This window comes from Streptomyces graminofaciens (genome assembly GCF_030294945.1).
GTDB lineage: Bacteria > Actinomycetota > Actinomycetes > Streptomycetales > Streptomycetaceae > Streptomyces > Streptomyces graminofaciens.
Map to the genome: position 1 here is coordinate 4455943 of NZ_AP018448.1, position 22027 is coordinate 4477969.

The 22027-nt window shown below is 71.0% G+C and carries 12 protein-coding genes; 2 read left to right on the top strand and 10 right to left on the bottom strand.

Translation table 11 applies throughout. The features are described 5' to 3' along the window. Nucleotides 1–77 precede the first annotated feature (77 nt). Nucleotides 78–1115 carry a LacI family DNA-binding transcriptional regulator gene (locus SGFS_RS18830; RefSeq protein WP_286251772.1) on the bottom strand — a complete coding sequence of 346 codons (1038 nt, stop codon included), beginning with the start codon at nucleotides 1113–1115 and terminating at the stop codon, nucleotides 78–80. A gap of 83 nt (nucleotides 1116–1198) precedes the next feature. Between SGFS_RS18830 and SGFS_RS18835 the strand changes: the two genes are divergently transcribed. Continuing rightward, on the top strand, nucleotides 1199–3514 hold the full coding sequence (locus tag SGFS_RS18835) for a glycoside hydrolase family 36 protein (RefSeq protein WP_286251773.1): 2316 nt from the start codon (nucleotides 1199–1201) through the stop codon (nucleotides 3512–3514). A 60-nt stretch (nucleotides 3515–3574) separates the two neighbouring features. Here SGFS_RS18835 and SGFS_RS18840 read toward each other — a convergent pair whose 3' ends face one another. The 7 genes from SGFS_RS18840 to SGFS_RS18870 form a co-directional block, all read right to left on the bottom strand. Continuing rightward, a complete protein-coding gene (locus SGFS_RS18840) occupies nucleotides 3575–4321 on the bottom strand; it encodes a glycoside hydrolase family 12 protein (protein ID WP_286251774.1) in 747 nt (248 codons plus the stop codon). A 52-nt stretch (nucleotides 4322–4373) separates the two neighbouring features. Next, complete coding sequence (locus SGFS_RS18845; protein WP_286251775.1) at nucleotides 4374–6887, bottom strand: glycosyl hydrolase family 95 catalytic domain-containing protein; 2514 nt, start codon at nucleotides 6885–6887, stop codon at nucleotides 4374–4376. Further along, nucleotides 6884–8962, bottom strand: coding sequence for a beta-galactosidase (locus SGFS_RS18850; protein ID WP_286251778.1), 2079 nt, complete (start codon nucleotides 8960–8962; stop codon nucleotides 6884–6886). Before SGFS_RS18850 ends, SGFS_RS18845 begins: the two co-directional genes overlap by 4 nt. Continuing rightward, nucleotides 8962–11184 (bottom strand): WD40/YVTN/BNR-like repeat-containing protein, encoded by a 2223-nt coding sequence (locus SGFS_RS18855; protein WP_286251779.1) that lies wholly within the window; start codon nucleotides 11182–11184, stop codon nucleotides 8962–8964. The genes SGFS_RS18850 and SGFS_RS18855 overlap by 1 nt, the downstream gene beginning before the upstream one ends. 239 nt (nucleotides 11185–11423) lie before the next feature. Next, complete coding sequence (locus tag SGFS_RS18860) at nucleotides 11424–12377, bottom strand: carbohydrate ABC transporter permease (protein WP_286251781.1); 954 nt, start codon at nucleotides 12375–12377, stop codon at nucleotides 11424–11426. Further along, nucleotides 12374–13411 (bottom strand): ABC transporter permease, encoded by a 1038-nt coding sequence (locus SGFS_RS18865; RefSeq protein ID WP_286251782.1) that lies wholly within the window; start codon nucleotides 13409–13411, stop codon nucleotides 12374–12376. The genes SGFS_RS18860 and SGFS_RS18865 overlap by 4 nt, the downstream gene beginning before the upstream one ends. Before the next feature lie 26 nt (nucleotides 13412–13437). Then, nucleotides 13438–15126, bottom strand: a complete 1689-nt coding sequence (locus SGFS_RS18870; protein WP_286251784.1) for an extracellular solute-binding protein — start codon at nucleotides 15124–15126, stop codon at nucleotides 13438–13440. A gap of 386 nt (nucleotides 15127–15512) precedes the next feature. Here SGFS_RS18870 and SGFS_RS18875 point away from each other — a divergent pair, with 386 nt between their 5' ends. Continuing rightward, on the top strand, nucleotides 15513–18359 hold the full coding sequence (locus SGFS_RS18875) for a glycoside hydrolase family 3 C-terminal domain-containing protein (protein WP_286251786.1): 2847 nt from the start codon (nucleotides 15513–15515) through the stop codon (nucleotides 18357–18359). A gap of 146 nt (nucleotides 18360–18505) precedes the next feature. Here the strand turns inward: SGFS_RS18875 and SGFS_RS18880 are convergent, their stop codons facing one another. After that, complete coding sequence (locus SGFS_RS18880) at nucleotides 18506–19951, bottom strand: aldehyde dehydrogenase family protein (RefSeq protein ID WP_286251788.1); 1446 nt, start codon at nucleotides 19949–19951, stop codon at nucleotides 18506–18508. 287 nt (nucleotides 19952–20238) lie between these two features. Continuing rightward, nucleotides 20239–21936: a PucR family transcriptional regulator gene (locus SGFS_RS18885; RefSeq protein ID WP_286251789.1), complete on the bottom strand. Its 1698-nt coding sequence runs from the start codon at nucleotides 21934–21936 to the stop codon at nucleotides 20239–20241. Between the last annotated feature and the right edge of the window lie 91 nt (nucleotides 21937–22027).

The window sequence follows — 22027 nt, forward strand, 5'->3', positions numbered from 1 at the left end:
CGTGCGCCTTTCGCCTTTCAAGAACGGGTGGTTCAGGGCAGGGCAGGATGCGGAACGACTGTGCTCGTACGGGGTGTTCAGGCCTTGGCGGGCGGTGGCGCCGAGCTCTCCCGCACCACCAGTTCCGGTACGGACACCGGGTGCGGGGCGACCTGCGCGGACTCCTCCAGCACGCCGTGCAGCAGGGCGAACGCGGAGCGGCCGAGGCCCGTGAAGTCCAGGCGTACGGTCGTCAGGGACGGGGTCAGATAGGCGGAGTGCGGGGCGTCGTCGAAGCCGGCCACGCTGACCTCGCCGGGTACGGCACGACCGGTCTCGTGCAGGGCCCGCAGCACACCGAGGGCGAGGTCGTCGTTGCCGCAGAGGATCGCGGTGACGGAGGGGTCCTTCGCCAGCCGCAGCCCCGCCGTGTGACCGCCCGCCGGGCCCCAGCTGCCCTGCACCGGACGGGGTTCGGGCGCTCCGGCCTCCTTCAGCGCCTGACGCCAGCCGCTGGTGCGGGCGCTGGTGCGCCGGGTGCTGGACGGGATGGCGACGTAGTGCACGGTCTCGTGGCCGAGGGAGAGCAGGTGCCGGGTGGCCTCGTAGGCGGCCTCGCGGTCGTCCGTCCACACCCAGGGGCGGTCGCCGCCGGGCGGGGTGGCCGGGGTCTCGACCACGCCGACGACCGGCAGCTCGGCGGGGACGGCGGCGAGGGCCCCGACACCGGCCGGATCGTAGGCGATCACGATCAGACCGCCGCCCGCGTCGGCGGCCCGCTGCACCTCGGCGGCGACGGCGGCCTCGTCCGCCGACTCCAGCACTCCGATCCCGACCGCGTACGACGCCGCCCGGGCCGCCTCCTCGATGCCCTGGAGGATCGAGGCGTAGCCGTGGTGGGTGGTGTTGGCGGTGAGCACGGTCACGGCCCGGCTGCGGCCGCTGGCCAGCGCGAGCGCGGTGGCGTTGCGGCGAAAGCCCAGCTCGTCGATGGCGGCCAGCACCCGCTCTCGGGTGGACGGCTTGACGCTGGGATGGCCGTTGATCACCCGCGAGACCGTCTGGTACGACACCCCGGCGGCGGTCGCCACGTCCCTGATGCTCGCCGGGCGCCTTGTGTGACCGGTCACATTCATGTCAGGATTGTGACCGGTCACACAGGAGTCGTCAAGAGACCGTAACGAGGGATTCACTCGAGCCGCCCAGGAAGGGAAGCGTCTTGACTTCAGCGAGGACCACGAGCTCCGACTCCCCGCACATCGCGTTCACTTGGGGGCACTCGGCGCTGGAGGCCGCGTTCGCCACCGCTGCCGACGGGACCCTGCGGCTGGTTCGGCTGGGCCTCCCCCACTCCCCACTTCGTTCGAGCAGGGGGACTCCCATCGGCGCCCCCGATCCCGAAGTCGCGCTCCCGTTGGTCGAGTTGACCGCTGTCGGCCATGGGAGCGGCTGGTCCGGGCCGCGTTTCACCGGTACGGCCTTCGGCGCCCGGCTCGCGTACCGGGGTCACTGCGTCGGCAGTCGCCCCGGCTGGGAGTGGCTGACTGTCGAACTCCACGACCCGGCAACGCAGTTGACCGCCTTCGTCGAGCTGTCCTCGCCCGCCGGGATCCCGGTGCTGCGCTCCCGGGTCCGCCTCCGCAACGACGGCACGGAACCCCTCGTCGTCCAGTCCGTCAGCAGCCTGCTGCTCGGCGGGCTGCCCTCCCCCGACGCGCTCGAAGTGCACCGGGCTCGCAACGACTGGCTCGCGGAGTGCCGTTGGTACGCCGAGCCGCTGCGCGACACGGTCGCCGACATCAGCGTGGACGTCCACCAGCACGACAGCCGGGCCGCCCTCACCCTCACCGGGCGCGGCAGCTGGCCCACCGACGGCCATCTGCCGATGGGCGCGTTGACGGAACGGGGCGGCGGCCGGGTGTGGCTGTGGCAGGTGGAGTCACCGGCCGGCTGGCGCTGGGACCTGGGGGAACGCGCGCACGGCACATATCTCGCCCTGAACGGTCCGACGGACGCCGAGCACCAGTGGCGGGTACGACTGGCGCCGGGTGCGGAGTACACGACGGTGGCGGGGGTGGTGGCTCTGGGCTCAGGACAAGGGGCGGGGGTCGAGGCCGGGTCGGGGTCCGGGGCGGGCTCCGAGGCCGGATTCGCGTCCGGGTCCGGGTCCGGGGCGGGCTCGGGCTCGGGATCCCGGTTCGGCTCCGGCTCCGGCGCCGGGTTCGGCTCCGGGTTCGGCTCCGGGTTCGACGACGCGTGGGCCGCCCTCACCTCGTACCGCCGTGCCCTACGCCGTCCGCATCCGGACCACGCCACCCTCCCCGTGGTCTTCAACGACTACATGAACACCCTCATGGGCGACCCGACCACGCAGAAGCTGCTGCCGCTGATCGACGCGGCGGCGAGCGCGGGCGCGGAGGTCTTCTGCATCGACTCCGGCTGGTACGACGACTCGGTGGACGGCGGCTGGTGGGACAGCGTGGGCGAGTGGCTGCCGTCGCCGCGCCGCTTCCCCGGCAGCGGATCAGGGGACAGAGCCGACAGCGGCATCCGGGCCGTCCTGGACCGTATCCGGGAGCGCGGCATGGTGCCCGGTCTGTGGCTGGAGCCCGAGGTCGTCGGCGTGCGCAGTCCGGTCGCGGCCGGACTCCCGCCCGAGGCCTTCTTCCAACGCGACGGTGTGCGCCTCGCCGAGCAGGGCCGTCATCAGCTCGACCTCCGTCACCCGGCCGCCCGTGCCCATCTCGACAAGACGGTGGACCGGATCGTCGGCGACTGGGGCGTGGGCTATCTGAAGCTCGACTACAACATCGTGGTCGACCCGGGCACCTGCGCCCCCGGCGACCTCTCCCCCGGTGCCGGACTCCTCGGTCACGCCCACGCCTACCTGGACTGGCTGTCCGACATCCTGGACCGCCACCCCGGTCTGGTGGTCGAGAACTGCGCCTCCGGCGGTATGCGCATGGACGGCGCCACCCTGGCCGTGGCCCAGCTCCAGTCCATCAGCGACCAGCAGGACCCGCTCCGCTTCCCGCCCATCGCCGCCGCCGCGCCCACCGCGGTCCCCCCGGAACAGGGCGCCGTCTGGGCCTATCCGCAGCCCGACCACGACGACGACCTGATCACCTTCACCCTGGGCGGCGCCCTCCTCGGCCGCATCCACCTCTCGGGCCACCTCAACCGCATGACCGCACACCAACTCGGTCTCGTACGCGACGCGTTGAACACCTACAAGTCGATCCGTGGCGATCTCGCACGCGCCCTGCCCTTCTGGCCGCTCGGCCTGCCGGGCTGGACGGACGCGTGGCCGGCGCTGGGGCTCAGGGTGCCGGACGGGCCGTCGTACGTGTCGGTGTGGCGGCGCGGCGGGGAGGCCGAACTGCTGCTTCCGATCGGGCACTTGGCCGGTCGGAGGATCGGTGCGAAGGTCCTGCACGGGTCGGGCTCGGCGGCCTGGGACGGGGACGCGCTGCGTGTGTCACTGCCGCGGACGCCGGGTGTACTGCTGGTCCGCCTCACCGTCCAGGAAGGGTGACGCGGAGGGGCCCGGGCCGGTGCCGCGTGGGGGTACGGCGTCGACCCGGGCCCCGGGTGCTCAACTGCTGCTGACGGTCAGGTTGTTGGTCCGGAAGTCCAGACCACCGGAGGACGACGTGATCTCGAAGCCGAACTGCACGTCGCCGATGGTCTCGTTGCCCATCCAGCCCTTGGTGTCCTTGATCCACTTCAGGATCGGGAGGATCTGGACCGTGCCGGAGGTGGAGTCCGAGGTGCGCAGGAAGGAGAAGACGTCCCAGTAGGTGCCGTCGGAGCGGGTGACCCGGCCCTTGTAGACGTTCCAGCTGTGGCCGCCGAGCGTCGCGCTGCCCTGGTAGGTGCCGAGCGCGCCGACATCGCCGTTGTAGTTGACCCACAGCATGATCTCGTAGTCGTAGTCCGTGTCCCAGACGTCGTACGAGGTGTTGTACGCGCCCGAGGACGGGACCGTGACGTTGTACGTGCTGTTCAGCGAGCCCAGCGAGGTGATCGTCTTGTTGATCACCTTCTTGGAGTTGGGGTACGACTTGATGCCGCCGGTGTTGGGGTGGTTGGCCCAGACCCCCCAGTTCGTACCGGAGTTGGCCCAGATGCACTGGCTGCCGCCGCCGGAGCCCCAGATGTTGTTGTAGAGCGTGTAGCCGTTCAGGCTCGTGTTGCCCCACTGGTCACAGCTGTTCCAGACGGCGGCCGAGGCGGGGGCGGAGGCGAGGCCCACGATGGCGCCGAGCGCGAGCGCGGGGGGCAGCAGGACCTTGCCGATCCTGCTCAGCGTGCGGGTGCGGATGCGGGTGCTTGTTGCCATGGGGTGTCGGTTCCTTCCATGGGTGGGGGGAAATGCGGGGAATTGCGGTGATCTACCACGCCCCCAGGGTGAGGGCGCGGTCTTCTCCGGCGACGAGGTCGAGCGGCTCGGCGCGGGTCGAAGTCCTGAGTTCGACGCGGCAGGTCCGGGTGGGGCGGATCACCGCGGTCATTTCGTGCGGGCTCCAGGTGAGGTCGAGTTCGGCCCCGAATCGCGTACGGACGCCGCACAGCCGGCCCGTCGGACACGCCCTCGGGAGCGCGGGCAGCAGCACCAGTCGGTCGGGGGTCGACTGCACCAGCATCTCGATCAGCACGGCGGGCAGGGTGTGCGCGGCGTCCGCGTTGTAGACGTCACGCTTCGGGTAGTGCGCGCTCATCAGGGAGGCGTGGAAGAAGTCCCCGTCGAGGACCTGGCCCAGCGCGTGCGCGACCCGTTCGCCGTCGCGCAGCCGGGCCGCGACGAGGGCGTGGTGCAGATGACCGTGGGCCGAGTCGTTCTCCGCGCCCCGGAGTTCGAGGGCCCGATGGGCGGCGGCCGCGAGGTCCGGGGTGTCGTACGGGTTGATCTCGTCGAGGGGCCAGACGCCGTACAGGTGACTGAGGTGACGGTGGTCGTAGGTGTCGTCGAGGCCGGGCCAGGCCCACTCGGCGAGGGCACCGTCGGCGTTGACCCGGTGGGGCGGCAGCCGGTCGGCGAGCGCGCGCCAGCGGTCCGCCCGCTCTGGCTGGTCGGGGTGGTACGCGGCGGCGGTGAGCAGGGCGTGCCGGGCGGCCGACAGGTCCATGGCCGCGTTGATCGCCCCCCAGCTCGCGTTCGCGGGACGGTTCTCGGGCGAGTAGGAGGGGACGACGACGATGTTTCCGTCGGTGTCGGTGCGGGTGAGAAAGTCCTCGTAGAACAGGGCGACTTCGGCGAGCGCGGAGGCGGTGCGCGGGTCGCGTTCGCCGCGGATCTCGTCGTGGTCGACGAGCGGCTTGAGCAGCCAGTCCGCGCCCGCCGTCCACAGGTGCAGCGGGTACTCGCGGCTGAAGTGGTACGTCAGGCCACTCTCGCCGTCGGAGTGCGGCGGTGCGACGACACCGCGGGCACCGAAGATCGCCCGGGCGTTGTCCCGCCAGTCGGCGAGCTGACCGTGGATCAGGGAAGCATGCGCCTCGGTGACCTCGGGCAGGGCGGCTGCCGCCGCGGAGGACGTCTGGAGGTTGAGGTTGGCATCGTTGGTGAACGCCCCCGCCCAGGCCGTGTTCCAGTCGCCGGTCCACAGGCCGACGAGGCGGGGCGGAAGCAGGCCGCTGGAGGAGAGTAGGTGGTAGCGACCGGCGGCGAAGAGGCGTTCGAGGAGGGCGGGGGTGTGGGGGTGGGGGTTTGAGTGGGGGTTTGAGTGGGGGTTCGAGTGGGGGCTCGAGTGGGAGTGGGTGTGGCGGAGGAGGTCGGAGCCGGGGAGGGAGCGTTCGTTTTGGTTGCGGGGGGCCGGGAACGAACCTTCGTTTTTGTTGTCAGCGTCACGGAACGAACCTTCGTTTTCGTTGGCCGCCCGGAACGAACCTTCGTTTTCGGCGCCACCACGGAACGAACCTTCGCTTTGCCCACCTCGACGCGAGAACGAACCTTCGTTTTCGCCCGCCCCGCCACCACCCCCGAGTTCAAGCGACACCCGCCCATACGCCGGCCCATGCAGCGCCACATGCCGGTCCAGTAGCCAGGGCCAGTCATCCGCCTCCGCACCCTCGGGCAGCAACCCCCGCAGCCCCTGCCTCTCCGCCACCCCGTCCAGCTCGCCGGTGTGCCGTCGCACCCGGGTGAGCAGTAGCACCGCCTGGGCCCGTTCCACATGGACGCCGGGCGGGGTGAGTGTCGTGCGGCCGCCGGTGACGACGACGAGCGTGGTGCCGGTGTACGCGCGGTCGCTCCCCGGGTAGCGGGCGCGCAGGCTCAGCGACGCACCCTCGGGGGTGAGGACCGCACCGTGTCCGACCCTGAGGTCGGTGGGCGCGCTCGGCAGCCGGTGGTCCAGGTCGATGTCCAGGGTGAGCCGGGGTCCCGTGACGTGCTGGACGATCACGTCGTCGGCGCGTGAGACGAAGACCCGGCTGCGCCAGCCCTCGCAGGCCGCCTCGACGACTCCGGTGGTGAAGTCGACCGAGCGACGGTAGCCGCGCCGCCCGCTCCGTTCCGCATCCGCCCTTTCCGCACTTTCCGCACTTTCCACCCTCTCCGCCCGCCTCAGCCGCACCTGGAACGCGGGGTGGAAGGGCTGCACCCACTGCAACTCCCGCCCGTCCGTGAACCCTTCGGCGGCCGTGACGTCCCCGGCCAGCAGCCGGTCCTGCAGCGAGGCGAGTCCGTCGGCGAGCCGTGGCGGCCGAGCCCGTTCGCCGCCGTTGGGGCGTACGAGGGTGTGATGGTTGACGATGACACGGTCGTCGGTCGGGTCGCCGAACACCATCACGCCGTGTCGGCCGTTGCCGCTCAGGAAGGCGTCCTCCCAGCGGGCGGCCGGGGTCGGCTCCCAAGTGCCGTGCCGGGTGGCTCTGTCGGTCGGGTTCGAGTTGTCCATGGTCATGATGTGAGCACCGCCACGCCGTACCGGCCGAGGGTCAGCAAATCGGTGACCTCGGCGCCGGTCAGCAGGTCGCGGTGGGTGCCCGGTACGTCGACGGTGACCTCGTCCCGGCCGTGGTTGAGCACGAACAGCGCCTCGCCCCGCCGTACCGCCTCGACCCCGTCGGGCAGCCCGTCGAGCACCGGCCGCACCCCCGCGTCCGCCGCCACCCGTGTCAACAGGGCGCGCAGATCGGCGGGTTCGGGCAGCGTGGAGACGTACCAGGCACGCCCCTTCCGCAGCACCGCCGGAAGCCCGTCGAGTTCACCACCCTTGTACGGGGCGACCTCGTCCGCGTCCGCCGCCTCGATCTCCTCGGACCACAAGGTCCCCCGGAAACTTCCCTGGAAGCCCTCTTCAGAGCCCCTTTGAGAGCCCTCGGGGAAACCGTCGCAGTCGACGCTCTCCCCGGCGTCCAGCGGCCACCACTCGTGCAGGGTGCGGATGCCGAACAGTTCGCGCAGGCGCGCGTCCATGCCTCCGGGCCGTACCCGGTCGTCCTCGTCGGCGACGCCGGTCAGGAAGCCGCAGACGAGGGTGCCGCCGTCGCGTACGTACGCGAGGAGGTTCTCGATCGCCGTGTCCGTGAGCAGGTAGAGCTGAGGTACGACGACGAGTCCGTACCCGGAGAGGTCGTGCTCGGGGTGCGCGAAGGCCGTGGTGAGGTGGGCCTCCCAGAGGGCGCGGTGCCAGGACCGTACGATCTGTGGAAGGTCCACCTCGGACGAGAGGCGGCCGTCCTGCGCGCCGGCCCACCAGGAGTGCCAGTCGAACAGCAGCGCCACGGAGGAGTCGATGTGCTGTCCCGTCACCTCGTGGCCGATGGCGGCGAGTTCGGCGCCGAGCTGCTTGACCTCCTGGAACGTGCGCCCATGCTCGCCCGCGTGGCTGACCATGCCCGAGTGGAACTTCTCCGAGCCCTGCCGCGACTGCCGCCACTGGAAGTAGCAGACGGCGTCGGCGCCCCGGGCGACGGCCTGGAGGGACCAGAGGCGGTTGAGCCCGCGTGGTTTGGGGTGGTTGACGCCACGCCAGTTGACGGGTCCCGCAGCCTGTTCCATGAGCATCCAGGGGCCGCCGCCCGCCTGCGAGCGGGTCATGTCCTGGACGAGAGCCCCGTTCTGCGCGCCGAACGGATCACGCGGATCCGGATAGATGTCGACGGAGACGACGTCCTCCTCCTCCGCCCAGCGCCACGCGTCCTGCCCCACCCACATCGGCATGAAGTTGGTGGTGACCGGGATGTGCGGGGTGTGCCGGCGGACGATGTCGCGCTCGGCGAGGTAGCACTCCAGGAGGGCGTCGGAGGTGAACCGCTTGAAGTCGAGTACGTGGCTGGGGTTGCGCATGTAGTGGGCGCGGCGCGGGGGCAGCACCTCGTACCAGTCGCCGTACCCCTGGCTCCAGAAGGCCGTGCCCCAGGCGGTGTTGAGGGCGTCGAGCGTGCCGTACCTGTCCTGGAGCCAGCTGCGGAACGCGGCCGCGGCCTCGTCGCCCCAGTCGTAGGTGCAGTACTCGTTGTTGATGTGCCACATGGTGAGGGCCGGGTGGCCGCCGTAGCGGGCGGCGAGGTCCTCGGTGATGGCGGCGGCGTAGCGGCGGTAGGTGGCGCTGGAGTGTGCGAAGTGCTGGCGGGAGCCCCACCACTCGATCTGCCCGTTCTCGTCGCGTGGCAGGGTCTCGGGGTGCAGGCGGCCCATCCACGGGGGCGGGGACGAGGTGGGCGTGGCGAGGACGACGCCGATGCCGTGGGCGTGCATCAGGTCCATCAGCCGGTCCAGCCAGCCGAACTCGCGTTCTCCCGGGCGGGGTTCGAGCTTGGCCCAGGAGAAGACGCCGAGGGTGACGGAGTTGACGCCGGCCTCCTTCATGAGGCGTACGTCGTCCTGCCAGACCTCCTCGGGCCACTGCTCGGGGTTGTAGTCGCCGCCGAAGAGGACGCGGCCCCGGGTGGCGTGGGCGAGGGTGGGGCGCGTGGCGTCGCCCCGGCCGGGCGGGGTGGTGCGCTTCGGGTCCGGCTGTGTCGCCTCCGGCATCAGACCGGCTCCCCGTACTGGATGCCGCGCCCGTTCGTCGCCAGGTACACACGGCCGTACACACGCGGGTCGCCGATGATGATCTCGCCGGTCCAGCCCCACTGGTGGGCGTCGTCGTTGATGCGGGTCCAGGTCCTGGCGCCGTCGTCGGAGCGGTAGACGGCGGTGATGGTCTCGGTCGAGCCGACCTGGTAGATCGCCGGGTAGTCGGCGCCGTGGGCGGCCTTGCCGAAGCCGAGGGTGTACGAGGCCCAGCAGCTGTCGACCTTCGAGAAGCTCGCGCCGCCGTCGGTGGAGCGGTACAGCCCGTTCCATTTCACGCTCAGCCACAGGTCACCGGTGCGTCCGGGGGCCGCGACCAGCTTGAACTGGGTGTCACCCTTGGGCAGTCCGGTCGCACGGGCCGTGAACGAACGGCCACTGTCAGTGCTGGCGTATAGCGTTCCTGTGTCGGTGTCGTATGCGTAGAAGAGCGTCGGGTCGGCCGGGTCGGCGACCGGCGTGGCGCCCTTCGGGAAGGAGGAGACCTCGGACCAGGTCGCGCCGTTGTCGGTGGAGCGGTGGGCTGCGTACTTCGTGCCGTCCCAGTGCACGAAGGACCACAGCAGCGCGCTGCCGTCGGCGTTGGTGGCGATCGGCCCCGGTGCGTTCTTGGCGATGTCGGGCTGGGCCTTGAAGGGCGCCCAGGTCTGCCCGCCGTCGTTGGAGTAGGCGCCGTTGCCGTTGTCGCCCCAGCCGGTGCGGACCACGTACGACGGCTTCGCCGAGGCCTGGGCCAGCCCCGTCGCCGACCCGAACACGGGGTTCGACGCCATGCCTCGTGACGGGGACGCCGTGAGCCGCTCGTGGTACATCGTGCCGATGTCCCCGAGTCCGCTGATCAGGTGTGCCTCTCCGACCGGAGGCGAGATCAGCTGGCGCACGGACGTCTCCTCCAGGCCCCGGATCTGCGGCGCCCAGTGCTTGAGGTCCCGGGTGCCGTAGAGGGTCGCGCCGGTGCCGTACACGATGTGCTTCGAGTCGTACGGGTCGAGGGCGACCGCCTGGATCCACCAGCCGAACTTCGGTTTGTCGTTGCCCCACTTGAGATAAGGAGTCTCGGACACGTCGAAGACAGCGGAGTCCTTGAGGGACGTCCAGGTACGGCCGCCGTTGGTGGACCGGAAGACCGTGTCGACCTCCGTCCAGCGGTTGTTGGTGGAGACGATCACCGTGCCGGGGCGGCAGGCGTCGATGGCGACCCCGCCGTAGCCGAAGGCGTCGGTGGAGCCGCCGGTCGTCGTGCCGCCCGGCTTCACGGGGGTCACGTCGGTCCACTTGCCGGTGGTGGTGCGGAGCTTGTGCACACTGCCGTCGGACTGGCCGTTGGGGCCGGGCGCGTCGGCGTACGTCAGGTACAGCTCACGGGTGTGCTTGTCGTACGCGGCGCGGATCGGGACCTTGGCGGAGGTGCCGGTGGGCTGTCCGGGGACGGCCTCCCAGGTGGCGCCGTCGCTGGTCCGGTAGAGGTTGGCGGAGGTGCCGTCGCCGTCGCCCCAGCCGGCGTAGAGGGTGCGGCCGGCGGCCACGAGCAGGGTGACGCCCTGACCGGTGGCGCTGGGGGTCGCCGGGAAGCCTGTCGCCTTCGCCCAGGTGGCGCCCCGGTCGGTCGACTTGAGCAGGCCGTCGTGTCGGGTGCCCAGCCACAGGGTGTCGCTGTCGCGCGGGTCGACGAGGAGGCGCTCGCCCGCGCCCCGGCCGTCCTCGTTGGCGCCGAGCTTCACGGTGAGGTCGGTGCGGGACCAGGTGGCGCCGCGGTCGTCGGAGCGGAGGATCGCGCCGTTGCCGGCCCAGGACTGGGCGTAGGTGCCGAGGGCGAGGTAGAGGCGGTTCGGGTGGGCGGGGTCGATGGCGATGGCCTCCACACCGAGGAGGTTCCAGTCGTCCCAGCCGAGGTGGTCGGTCAGCGGGGTCCAGCGGGCCTTGCGGTCGTCCCAGCGGTAGGCGCCGCCGATGTCCGTGCGGGCGTAGGCGAGGCCCCGCGTCGTCGGGTGGAAGAGGATGCCGGTGACGAAGCCGGTGCCGCCGATCACGGCGGTGCGCCATCGGTATGCCGTGGCGGCGGCGTCGGCGTCGACTTCCGCGGCGTGGGCGGGGGTCTCCAGCGCGGGGAGGGCGGTGAGCGCGGCGGCGGCCGCGGTTCCGGCGAGTACGGAGCGACGGCTCGGCTGGGGCGTGCGCATGACATACCTCGTTTTACGGGGAGGGTGTGCGGGTGTGGTCGCCCAGAAGCTCGGTCGATCCGGTTCATCGGCGACTGCGGGTCATGTGTGGCGGGTCGCGCAGTTTCCCGCGCCTCTGAAAAGCACGGGGCGCAGCCCCGGCCGCAGAGCACCGGGCGGAGAGTTTCGCTGGGGCCCGCCGTACCCGGCCGGGTGACAGGCACGGCCGGGTGCGGCGGGGTCGGTGGGGCGGCCGGGGGTCAGCCCTTGACCGCGCCGGTGAGCATGCCCTTCTTGAAGTGTTTCTGGACGAAGGGCGAGAGGACCGCGACCGGGAGCAGGGCCATCACCATGACCGCCATCTGGATGGCGATCGGGGAGAGCTGGCCGGTGTTGATCTGGGCGGAGAGGCCGACCGGGCGTTCCTGTTTCTGGACGAGCTGGATCATGACGTTCTGCAGCGGCATCATGTCCTGGTCGGTGAGGTAGATGGAGGCGTTGAACCACGCGCTCCAGTAGCCGACCGCGTAGAACAGGGCGATGACCGCGAGGACGGCCCTCGACAGCGGCATCACGATCTTCCACAGGATGCGCCAGTCTCCGGCGCCGTCGATGCGGGCGCTGTCGATCAGCTCCGGCGAGATGCCCATGAAGAACGAGCGCAGGACCAGGATGTTGAAGACGCTCACGGCGCTGGGGAGGATCAGCGCGAGGTAGGTGTCGGTGAGGCCGAGGGCCTGGACCAGCAGATAGGTCGGGATGAGGCCGGCGCCGAAGAACATCGTGGCGAGCAGGGTCATCAGGATCCAGCGGTGGCCGAGAGAGCCGACGCGGGAGAGACCGTAGGCGCACAGGACCGAGACGGTCATGCTGAACAGGGTGCCGACGAGCGTGACGCCCACGCTGACCAGCGCCGCCGTCTGGACCTGGCCGCCGCCGAGGAGTTCCCGGTAGGCGACGAAGGTGATGCTCTTGGGGATGACGACCAGGCCGCCCGCCTCGTCGATGGTCTTCTTCGTCTGGAGGCTGGTGACGATGACGATCCAGAGGGGGAAGAGGATCGCGAAGCAGGCGAAGCCGAGGGCGAGTCCCTTGCCCGCGAGTCCGGCCTTGGAGGGTTCCTCCTCCCAGGTCGGGCGGGGCGGGGCCGCCCAGCGGCCGGGCTTCCGCACCGTCGGCCGCTCGTCGGCCGGCTTGTCGAGGACGGCGCTCATTTCTTGTACACCCCCTGCTCACCCATGAGATGGGCGACCTTGTTGGCGGTCAGCACCAGTGCGAGGCCGACCACGCCCTTGATGAGGCCTGCGGCGGCGGCGTAGCTGAAGTCCTGGTTGCGGATACCGTTCCACCACACATAGGTGTCGAGGACGTCGGAGGCGTCGACGCCCACCGCCTGCCGTTGGAGCAGCAGTTGTTCGAAGCCGACGGTCAGGGCGTCGCCGACGCGCAGCACCAGCAGCAGGGCGATCACCGGGCGCAGGGCGGGCAGCGTGATGTGCCACATGCGCCGCCAGCGTCCGGCGCCGTCCATGGCGGCGGCCTCGTAGAGGTCGTTGGAGACGGAGGAGAGCGCGGCGAGGAAGACGATGATGCCCCAGCCTGCGTCCTTCCAGATGCTCTCGGCGGTGACCAGGTACTTGAAGATCTCCGGGTCGGTCATCAGGTCGAAGCCCTCGTAGCCGTGTTGGCGGAGGGTCTGCGCGATGATGCCCGCGCCACCGAAGATCTGCATGAAGACGGTGACGACGAGGACCCAGGAGAAGAAGTGCGGGAGGTACATGATCGCCTGGGCGACCGCCCGGACCCGGGGCCTGACCACGCTGTTGATGAGCAGCGCGAGCAAAATCGGGATCGGGAAGAACAGGACGAGCTGGAGGAAGAACAGCACGAAGGTGTTCTGCACCGCGTGCCAGAAGGCCGAGTCCTCGAAGATCCTCTCGAACTGCTCGAAGCCGATCCAGGGGCTCTGGAAAATGGCGACGAAGCCGTTCTCGCTGAGGTACGGGTCGTAGTCCTGGAAGGCGACCACATTGCCGAGGATCGGTATGTAGTTGAAGACCAGGATGAGCAGCACCGTCGGCAGCGTCATCAGGATCAGCGTGCGGTCACGCCGGAATCTGAGCCGGAGACTCAGTTTCCCCGCGCGTTTGCCGCCCCGGGAGCCGGACCCGGCGCCGTCGGACGGCGCCGGGTTCTTCTCGGGGGTCTTCGCCTCGGCCCTGGACCGGGGCACCGTGCTGTGGGACACGGCGTTCTCCTTGCCTCAGCCCCGGGTCAGTTCGCCGAACCGGTCTCGTCGAGCAGCTTCTTGTACCAGTCGCGCAGCCCGTCGCCGCCCTTGCTCTTCCAGTCGGACACCGCCTGCTGGACGTCGCTGATCTTCTTGCGGCCGCGCACGACGTCGTCCTCCAACTGCTCGAAGTTGTCGGCGAGGTTGGCCCAGCGGTTCGGTTCGGTGACGGTCAGCCCGAAGAAGGAGGTCTTCTTGGTGAAGGCGCCCATGCGCTGCTGCCACTCGACGATGCCCTTGGTGACCTCGGGGAAGTCGGGGTAGGCGACGTACGGGGCGGGGTTGCCGGTGTAGTCGTAGGCGCCGTTGACCTCGTTGACGCCCGTGGTGCTCTTGACCGGCAGGCCCTTCTTCATGTCGTAGTCCGTGCCCTCGACGCCGTAGGCGGTGAGCATGAACTCCTTGGTGCCGTAAGGCGCGGCGCAGTAGTTGCAGAGGGCGAGGAAGTCCTTGATCTGTTGCTTGGTCGCCTTCTTGCTGATGAAGGTGAAGATGTTGGCGGGCTGGACCGCCCACAGGGTGGGGTCGCCGCCGTCGGGGCCGAAGATGTCGAACGCGGCCATGTCGAAGTCGGAGTTCTGGGTGGCCTGTTCGGAGACCGAGCCCCACCAGGCGGAGATGTTCCCGTTGAAGACCAGGGACTGACCGGCCGTGAACCGGTTCCTGGCGTCGCCACCCGCCTTGCCGGAGACCGCGTCCGGGTGGACCACATCGGCCGCGTAGAGCTTGCGCGTCCACTCCAGGGCCTCGAGGAACTCCTCGGTCTCGATGCGATTGACCAGCTTGCCGTCGACCAGGTTCCACCACAGCGCCTTGTCGCTGCCGGGGAAGACACCGTAGATGTTGAACGCCGTCCACTTCATGTCGTCGCAGGCCCACACCTTCGACTTGGCGTCGGTGGCCTCCTTCGCCCAGGACAGGAACTCGTCGGGGCTGGTCGGGACGCTGTAGCCCTTCTTCTTGAAGATGTCCCTGCGGTACATGGGCGCGATGTCGGTGACGTACGGGGCGGGGAACGGGATCGCGCGCAGTTGGCCGCCGAAGATGCCGCGCTGCCAGGCCTCGGAGGGGACGGCCGCGAGGTTCGGGTAGTCCTTGACCTTGTCGCCGGAGAGGTACGGGCCGAGGTCGGCGAACTTGGCGTTGATGGCGCTGGGTATCTTGCCCATCAGGTTCCAGCCGGGCACGACCACGACGTCGGGGATGTCGCTGGAGGCGAGGACCGCGCCGAGCTTCTGGTCGTAGGTGACGCCGTCCTGGTTCTGCCAGGTCACCTCTACGCCCGCGGCCTCGTTCATCGCCGAGTAGTACGGGTTGTCGGCCTTCGGCGGGGTGCCCCAGAACGGGGACATGATCTTCAGCTTGCCGCCGCTGCCGAGCTTCTTCGGCACCGAGGTCTTCAGGTCGGCGGTGGCGATCGCCTTGCTGAAGCCGGCGGGTGCGCCGTTCTTCGCCGGGATGTCGGGCGCCACGACGCTCGACGCGACGAACGTCGGAAGGATCTTCTGCGCGTCCTTGCCCGACGTCGTGCCCTCCTTGCGTCCTTCCTGCGAGCCGCCGCAGGCGGACAGCAGCGGCACTCCCCCCGCGACCACTGCGGCGGCGACCGCCGTGGAGGCGAGGAAGCTTCTCCGGCTGGGCTCGGAGGAGGTGGTGGCGGAGTTCGGCGTCATTGCGTCAACCCTTCATGGCGCACACCAGGACACCCGGCGGTGGCCGTCGGCTGCGGTGTCTTGAGTGGGACTGGCTGTGCTGAAGCGATGAACCGGAGGGATGTGAGCACGCGAAGCGTTTCCCTCCGCAGTCGAAGCGCTTCGATGTTGCTGCGAGGTTAAGTGAACGACCGGGGGTGCACAAGGGTCGATTCCAAGATTGACCCGCGGAATGAAAGCGGTTGAGAGGACCCGAACTGCCAGTTCCGACCCCCGAAATGACAGTGTTTATGACGATGAGGAAACGGATCCGTTTCAGCTTGGTCTCTTGACACCCACCCCACCGTCGATCGAGCATCGAAGCGCTTCGAAAGCGCCTCGCCGCTCCACCTCAAAGGGATCCCCACGTGACCGCACAGACGACGCCCACGCCGCCTTTCCGCGATCCGCAGCTGCCGCTCGCGAAGCGCATCGACGATCTTCTCCAGCGGCTCACGCTCGACGAGAAGATCGCGTTCCTGCACCAGTTCGCACCCGCCGTCGACCGCCTCGGCGTCGCCGCGTTCCGCACCGGCCAGGAGGCCCTGCACGGCGTCGCCTGGATGGGCCCCGCGACGGTGTTCCCGCAGGCCGTCGGCCTCGGCGCGACCTGGAACGACGACCTCGTCCGCCGCGTCGGCGAGGCCGTGTCGACGGAGGTCCGCGCCATGCGCGCCCGCGACGACCGCGTCGGCCTCAACGTCTGGTCCCCCACGGTGAACCTGCTGCGCCACCCGCTGTGGGGCCGCAACGAGGAGGGCTACTCCGAGGACCCCAAGCTGACCTCGGCCATCGCGACCGCGTACACCCGCGGCCTGCGCGGCGACCACCCCACGTACTGGCGTACGGCCCCCGTGCTCAAGCACTGGCTGGCGCACAACAACGAGACCGACCGCTCCGTCACGTCCTCCTCGGTCCGCCCGCGCGTCCTCCACGAGTACGACCTGCGCGCCTTCCGCGAGACGGTCGAGGCGGGCGCGGTGGCCGGCGTCATGCCCGCGTACAACCTGGTCAACGGCCGCCCCAACCATGTCTCGCCGTATCTGTCCGAGCATCTGCGCACCTGGACCGACGAGGAGCTGCTGGTCTGCTCGGACGCGGGCGCGCCCTCCAACCTGGTCGACTCCGAGCACTACTTCGACACCCACGAGGAGGCCACGGCGGCCTCGCTGCGCGCCGGTGTCGACAGCTTCACCGACCACGGCACGGACGGCTCGACGATGGCCGAACGCATCACGAAGGCCCATGAGCAGGGCCTGCTGACCGAGGCGGACATCGACACGGCGGTCCGCCGCCAGCTCTCGGTCCGCTTCCGCCTCGGCGAGTTCGACCCCGACCTCGACCCGTACGGCGACAGCAAGGACTTCGACACCCCGGCGCACCGCGCCCTCGCCCAGGAGGCCGCCGAGCAGGCGATCGTGCTGCTGAAGAACGACAGCCTGCTGCCGTTCGCCGAGGGCACCCGGATCGCCGTGGTCGGCCTTCTCGCCGACGAGTGCAAGCTCGACTGGTACAGCGGCACCCTCATCCACCGCTCGACCCCGCTCGAAGGCCTGTACGACCGGTTCGGCGCCGAGCGTGTGACCTTCGCGGAGGGCGTGGACCGCGTACGACTGCGCACCTCCACGGGCGCGTATCTGCGTGTGGCCGATGCCGTCGAAGCCGGCGACGAGGTGCGGGGCGCGGCGGGCGCCCTCGACCCGGCGCTGCTCGCGGGCCGCACGGACCTGCCGCCACTGACGATCGACGCGGCCGGCACCGAGCTGGCGATGGTCGACTGGGGCGAGGGCGTGCTCACCTTCCGCGCACCGGACGGCCGCTATCTCTCGGTCGCCGAGGACGGCTACCTGCGGGCCTCCGCCGACCAGCCGGGCGGCTGGGTGATCCAGGAGACATTCCATCTGGAACGCCATGAAACCCATGAGAACGGTCACCTCCTCAAGCACGCAGGGACGGGCCAGTACGTGTCGGTCGCCGCCGACGGAGTGAAGGTTGCCGCCGAGAACGCGGAAATCTTCGAGCTCATCGTGACCCAGCCCGGCGAGGAGGCCGTGGCCAGGGTCGCCGCCGAGGCCGACGTGGTCGTCGTGTTCGCGGGCAACGACCCGCACATCAACGGCCGCGAGACGGAGGACCGCCCGACCCTGGCCCTCCCCGACCACCAGGAACGCCTGCTGCGCGCGGCCCGCGCCGCCAACCCGAACACGGCGCTGGTCCTGGTCTCGGCCTACCCGTACGCCGTCGATCCCGCGGAGATCCCGGCCGTCCTGTGGACCGCGCACGGCGGCCAGGCCGCGGGCACGGCTCTGGCGCGCGCCCTCGCCGGTGACGTCTCCCCCGCGGGCCGCCTCCCGCAGACCTGGTACGCCTCCGACGCCGACCTGCCCGGTCTCCTCGACTACGACGTGATCGGCGCCCGCCAGACGTATCTGTACTTCGAGGGCACCCCCTTGTTCCCCTTCGGCCACGGCCTGTCCTACGCGCAGTTCGCGTACGGGAACCTTGAGGCGCGGGTGGCCGGGAACGAGGTGACGGTCTCCTTCACGGTCACCAACACGGGCGGGGTGACGGCGGACGAGGTGGCCCAGCTCTATGTCCGGGCGGTGGAGCCGTCGGTGCCGCGTCCTCGCCGGGAGCTGCTCGGCCACCGCCGGGTCACCCTGGCGGCGGGCGCATCGACCGAGCTGACGTTCCGGCTCCCGCTGTCGGCGTTCGAGTTCTGGGACGTGGCGCACGGCCGGTGGCGCCTGGAGCCCGGCGCGTACGAGCTGCTGGTCGGCGCGTCGAGCGAGGACGTGCGGGTCCGTACGACGATCCTCCTGGCGGGCGAGCCCGCGGCCCCACGCCCGGTCGTCGCGCACGGCCTGAACGGCGCCGACTTCGACGAGCAGCGCGGCACGGAGATCGTCGACCGCACGAAGGCGTCGGGCGACGCGGTGACCGCGGTGGAGGGCGGCTCGGGTGGGCTGCTCTTCCACGACTGCGACTTCGGCCCAGGCGTCACCGAGGTGACGGTGGAGGTCGCGGGCGAGGGCACGGTCGAGTTCTCGCTGAACGGCGGCCCGGTGCTGGCGACGCTGACATCGGCCCCGGCCACGGCGGACCCGTACACGTACACGACCGTGCGCGGCGCCGTCTCGGCCGCCGGGGTGCACGACGTCCACCTCAAGCTGCGCGGCCCGCTGCGGCTCGCGCGCGTCGGCTTCTCCGGTTGAGGGTCCGGAAGAGGCCGGCACACAGAAGGGGCCCGGCACCGGAAGGCATCGGTGCCGGGCCCCTTCATCCCGGGATCTGACCCCAGGCTACCTGAAAACGATTGTCAGAAGCTAGAGGTTGTGCCGGACATTCCTGGAGGCGCTGCTCAGAGCGCGAGGCCGGTGAGCACCAGCACCCGCTCGTAGGTGTAGTCGTCCATCGCGAACTTCACGCCCTCACGTCCGACGCCGGACTGCTTGGCACCGCCGTACGGCATCTGGTCGGCGCGGTAGGAGGGCACGTCGCCGATGACGACACCGCCGACCTCCAGCGCGCGGTGGGCGCGGAAGGCGGTCTGCAGGTCGTGAGTGAAGACGCCCGCCTGGAGGCCGTACTTGGAGTCGTTGACGGCGGCGAAGGCCGCGGCCTCCCCGTCCACCTTCTGCACGGTGAGGACGGGCCCGAAGACCTCCTCGCAGGAGAGCGTGGCGGTCGCCGGTACGTCGGTGAGGACGGTCGGCGCGTACGAGGCGCCGTCGCGCTTGCCGCCGGTGAGGAGGGCGGCACCGGCGTCGACGGCCTCCCGCACCCACGACTCGACCCGCTTGGCGGCGTCCTCGCTGACGAGCGGCCCCACGTCGGTCCTGTCGTCGCTCGGGTCGCCGGTGGCCTGGGCCTCGACGGCGGCGACGATGCGGGGCAGCAGCCGGTCGTACACGGAGGCGTCCGCGATCACCCGCTGCACGGAGATGCAGGACTGGCCGCCCTGGTAGTTGGAGAAGGTGGCGATGCGGGTGGCGGCCCAGTCGAGATCGGCGTCGGAGGCGTAGTCGCCGAGGACGACCGCGGCGCCGTTGCCGCCCAGCTCCAGGGTGCAGTGCTTGCGCGGCACCGAATCCATGATCGCGTAGCCGACCTTCTCCGAACCGGTGAAGGAGATGACGGGCAGCCGCGGGTCCTGTACGAGGGCGGGCATACGGTCGTTGGAGACCGGGAGGATGCTCCAGGAACCGGCGGGAAGCTCGGTCTCGGCCAGCAGCTCACCGATGACGAGGCCGGACAGCGGGGTCGCCGGGGCGGGCTTGAGGATGATCGGCACGCCGGCCGCGATCGCCGGGGCGATCTTGTGGGCGCAGAGGTTGAGCGGGAAGTTGAAGGGCGCGATACCGAGGACGACGCCCTTGGGGAAGCGGCGGGTGACGGCGAGGCGGCCCTGACCACCGAGATCGGTGTCGAGCCGCTGGGCCTCGCCACCGTTGAACCGCCGGGCCTCCTCGGCGGCGAACCGGAACACGGAGACGGCCCGCCCGACCTCGCCCCTGGCCCACTTGATCGGCTTGCCGTTCTCGGCGGAGATGAGCTGGGCGATCTCCTCGGTGCGCTCGGCGAGCCGCCGGCTCACCCGGTCGAGGGCGGCGGCGCGGACGTGGGCCGGGGTGCCGGCGAACTCGTCCCGCACGGCGTACGCGGCGGCGACCGCCTCCTCGACCTGTGCCTCGGTCGGGACGCTCACCTTCCCGACGAGGCGTCCGTCCCACGGGGAGGTGACGTCGAACGTGGTCTCGCCGGTGACGTGACGGCCGGCGAGCCAGAAGGCGTGGGTTGCGGTCATGGTCGAGTCCCGGCCCTTCGGTGGTTGATGCTTCGGCTTCCGGGTCAACCGTAGGGCCGGGGCGGCGAGCGGTCGTTTGTCCGGTGCGTATGAGTGGGGGTGGGGGGTGTGCCGGATTGGCCTGGTCGTGGGGGGCGAGTTCCCCACGCCCCTTCAGTGGCGCGGGGACTGCGCGAACGGGGCGAAGGGTCTTGGGCGGAGCCCCGGCTCCTTGGCCCCGGCGGGGTCGAAGGGGCAGCCGCCCCTGAGGAGAGGACGGGTAGGGGCGGCGGGGGCGAGAAAACCCCCTACTCCCCCGCCGCAGCCGTGGCCTTCAACGCCAGCCACAGCTCCATCCGCACATCGGGGTCGTCCAGCGACCGCCCGAGGATCTCCTCCACCCGCCGCATCCGGTACCGCAGCGTGTGCCGGTGCACACCGAGATCCGCGGCCGCCGCGTCCCACTGCCCGTGCCGCGACAACCACGCCCGCAGCGAGGCCACCAGATCCCCCCGTCCCGTCGCGTCGTGCTCGCGCAGCGCCCGGAGCATGCCGTCGGCGAACGCCCGCACCGCGTCGTCGGCGAGCAGCGGCAACACGGAACCGGCCGCCAGCGACTCGTGCTCGACGAGGCACCGCCCCCGCCGCCGGGCCACGGCCAGCGACTGCTCGGCCTGCTTGTAGGCGGCCGCGACGGCGATCGGCCCGACGGGGGCGGAGAGCCCCATGACCAGTTCGCCGTCCTCCGCGGAGGAACCCCCGGCGGGGCCCACGGACGAGCCCATGGACACTCCTTCCCGGCCGGCGGCCCGCGCCGCCTCCAGCGCCACCGCGTACTCCCCGCACGCCGCCACCGCCGCACCCCCGTCGACGGTGAGCACGACGAGCCGCTCCCCGTCCGCCCCGTCGGGCACGACGAGCACCGGCTCCCCCGCCCGCGCGGCGGCCGACTCCACGACTTCGGCGACCTCGGCGAGCTGCCCGACCTCACCCGGCCCCGAACCGGAAGCGGAACCCAGGCCCGCACCCGCACCCGAGCCCGACCCGGAGCCCGAGCCCGACCCGCCCGTGGTGGCCCACTCCGCGAGGATCAGCCGGAACGGCGCGTCCAGCAGCTCCCCGTACAGCTCCCCGGCCACGGCCCGCGCATGGTCGGACTCCCCGGCCAGCAGCAGGCCCAGCACGGCCGCTCCGATCCGCTGCTCGGCGGCGTGCAACGACCGCGACCGCTCCGTGGTGAGCGTCAGCAGCGCGATGGCCGAGTGGACGGCGTACCGCTCGGCCGTGCCCAGGGCTGCGGCCGTCCCCACGGCGAGCGCCGCGCGCGCCCGGCGGCCCGTGCCCAGGGAGTGCAGCTCCACCCGGTCCTCGCCGCCCACCACCGCGCTGGCCGGCGCGGGCCGCTCCCGCAGCCGTTCGACGTCCGCCGTGAGCCGCCCGGCGCGCCGCCCGGCCCAGTCGGGCGCCGCCGCGACGACCGCACCGGAGGCGTCGTACAACGCCGCCCACCCGTCGACCTGCGCGGCGAGCGCGGTGAGCAGCCCCTCCGGTCCATCGCTCAGGGCATGTTTCGTCAGCTCCCGCTGGGCCGCGAAGCCGGCCGTGACGGCACGGTACTGATCGGCGGCGATGGCGGCCGAGACGGCCTTGCTGATGGCGAGGAAGGGGGTGCGTCTGGGGACCTCCAGCAGCGGCAGCCCGGCCTCCGCCGCCGCGTCCACGAGCGCCTTCGGGACCTCGTCGTAGTTCACCCCGACCGCGAAGCCGAGGCCTACGACGCCCGCCCCCACCAGCCGCCGCACATAGCGCCGCATGGCCTCCGGATCCTCCGCGTCCAGCTTCAGCGCGGTGATCAGCAGCAGCTCGCCGCCCTCCATGTACGGCACGGGGTCGGCGAGTTCGCTGACGTGCGCCCAGCGGACGGGCACGTCCAGGCGGTCGTCGCCCGCCCGCACGGTCAGCTTGAGCGCGGAGTGATGGACGAGCGAGGCGAGCGTGGGAGGCATACGGCCTTCAGTTCGGCGTCAGGGCGGTGTGGCGACGGTCGGGGTCCGGAGTCGGCTCGGCGTTCGGCGTCGGGGCAAGCCGCATGGCCGC

Bases quoted from the DNA above. Each gene is read 5' to 3' on its own strand.
- SGFS_RS18830 (WP_286251772.1), bottom strand. From the start codon at position 1,115: ATGAATGTGACCGGTCACACAAGGCGCCCGGCGAGCATCAGGGACGTG.
- SGFS_RS18840 (WP_286251774.1), bottom strand. From the start codon at position 4,321: ATGGCAACAAGCACCCGCATCCGCACCCGCACGCTGAGCAGGATCGGC.
- SGFS_RS18845 (WP_286251775.1), bottom strand. From the start codon at position 6,887: ATGACCATGGACAACTCGAACCCGACCGACAGAGCCACCCGGCACGGC.
- SGFS_RS18850 (WP_286251778.1), bottom strand. From the start codon at position 8,962: ATGCCGGAGGCGACACAGCCGGACCCGAAGCGCACCACCCCGCCCGGC.
- SGFS_RS18855 (WP_286251779.1), bottom strand. From the start codon at position 11,184: ATGCGCACGCCCCAGCCGAGCCGTCGCTCCGTACTCGCCGGAACCGCG.
- SGFS_RS18860 (WP_286251781.1), bottom strand. From the start codon at position 12,377: ATGAGCGCCGTCCTCGACAAGCCGGCCGACGAGCGGCCGACGGTGCGG.
- SGFS_RS18870 (WP_286251784.1), bottom strand. From the start codon at position 15,126: ATGACGCCGAACTCCGCCACCACCTCCTCCGAGCCCAGCCGGAGAAGC.
- SGFS_RS18880 (WP_286251788.1), bottom strand. From the start codon at position 19,951: ATGACCGCAACCCACGCCTTCTGGCTCGCCGGCCGTCACGTCACCGGC.
- SGFS_RS18885 (WP_286251789.1), bottom strand. From the start codon at position 21,936: ATGCCTCCCACGCTCGCCTCGCTCGTCCATCACTCCGCGCTCAAGCTG.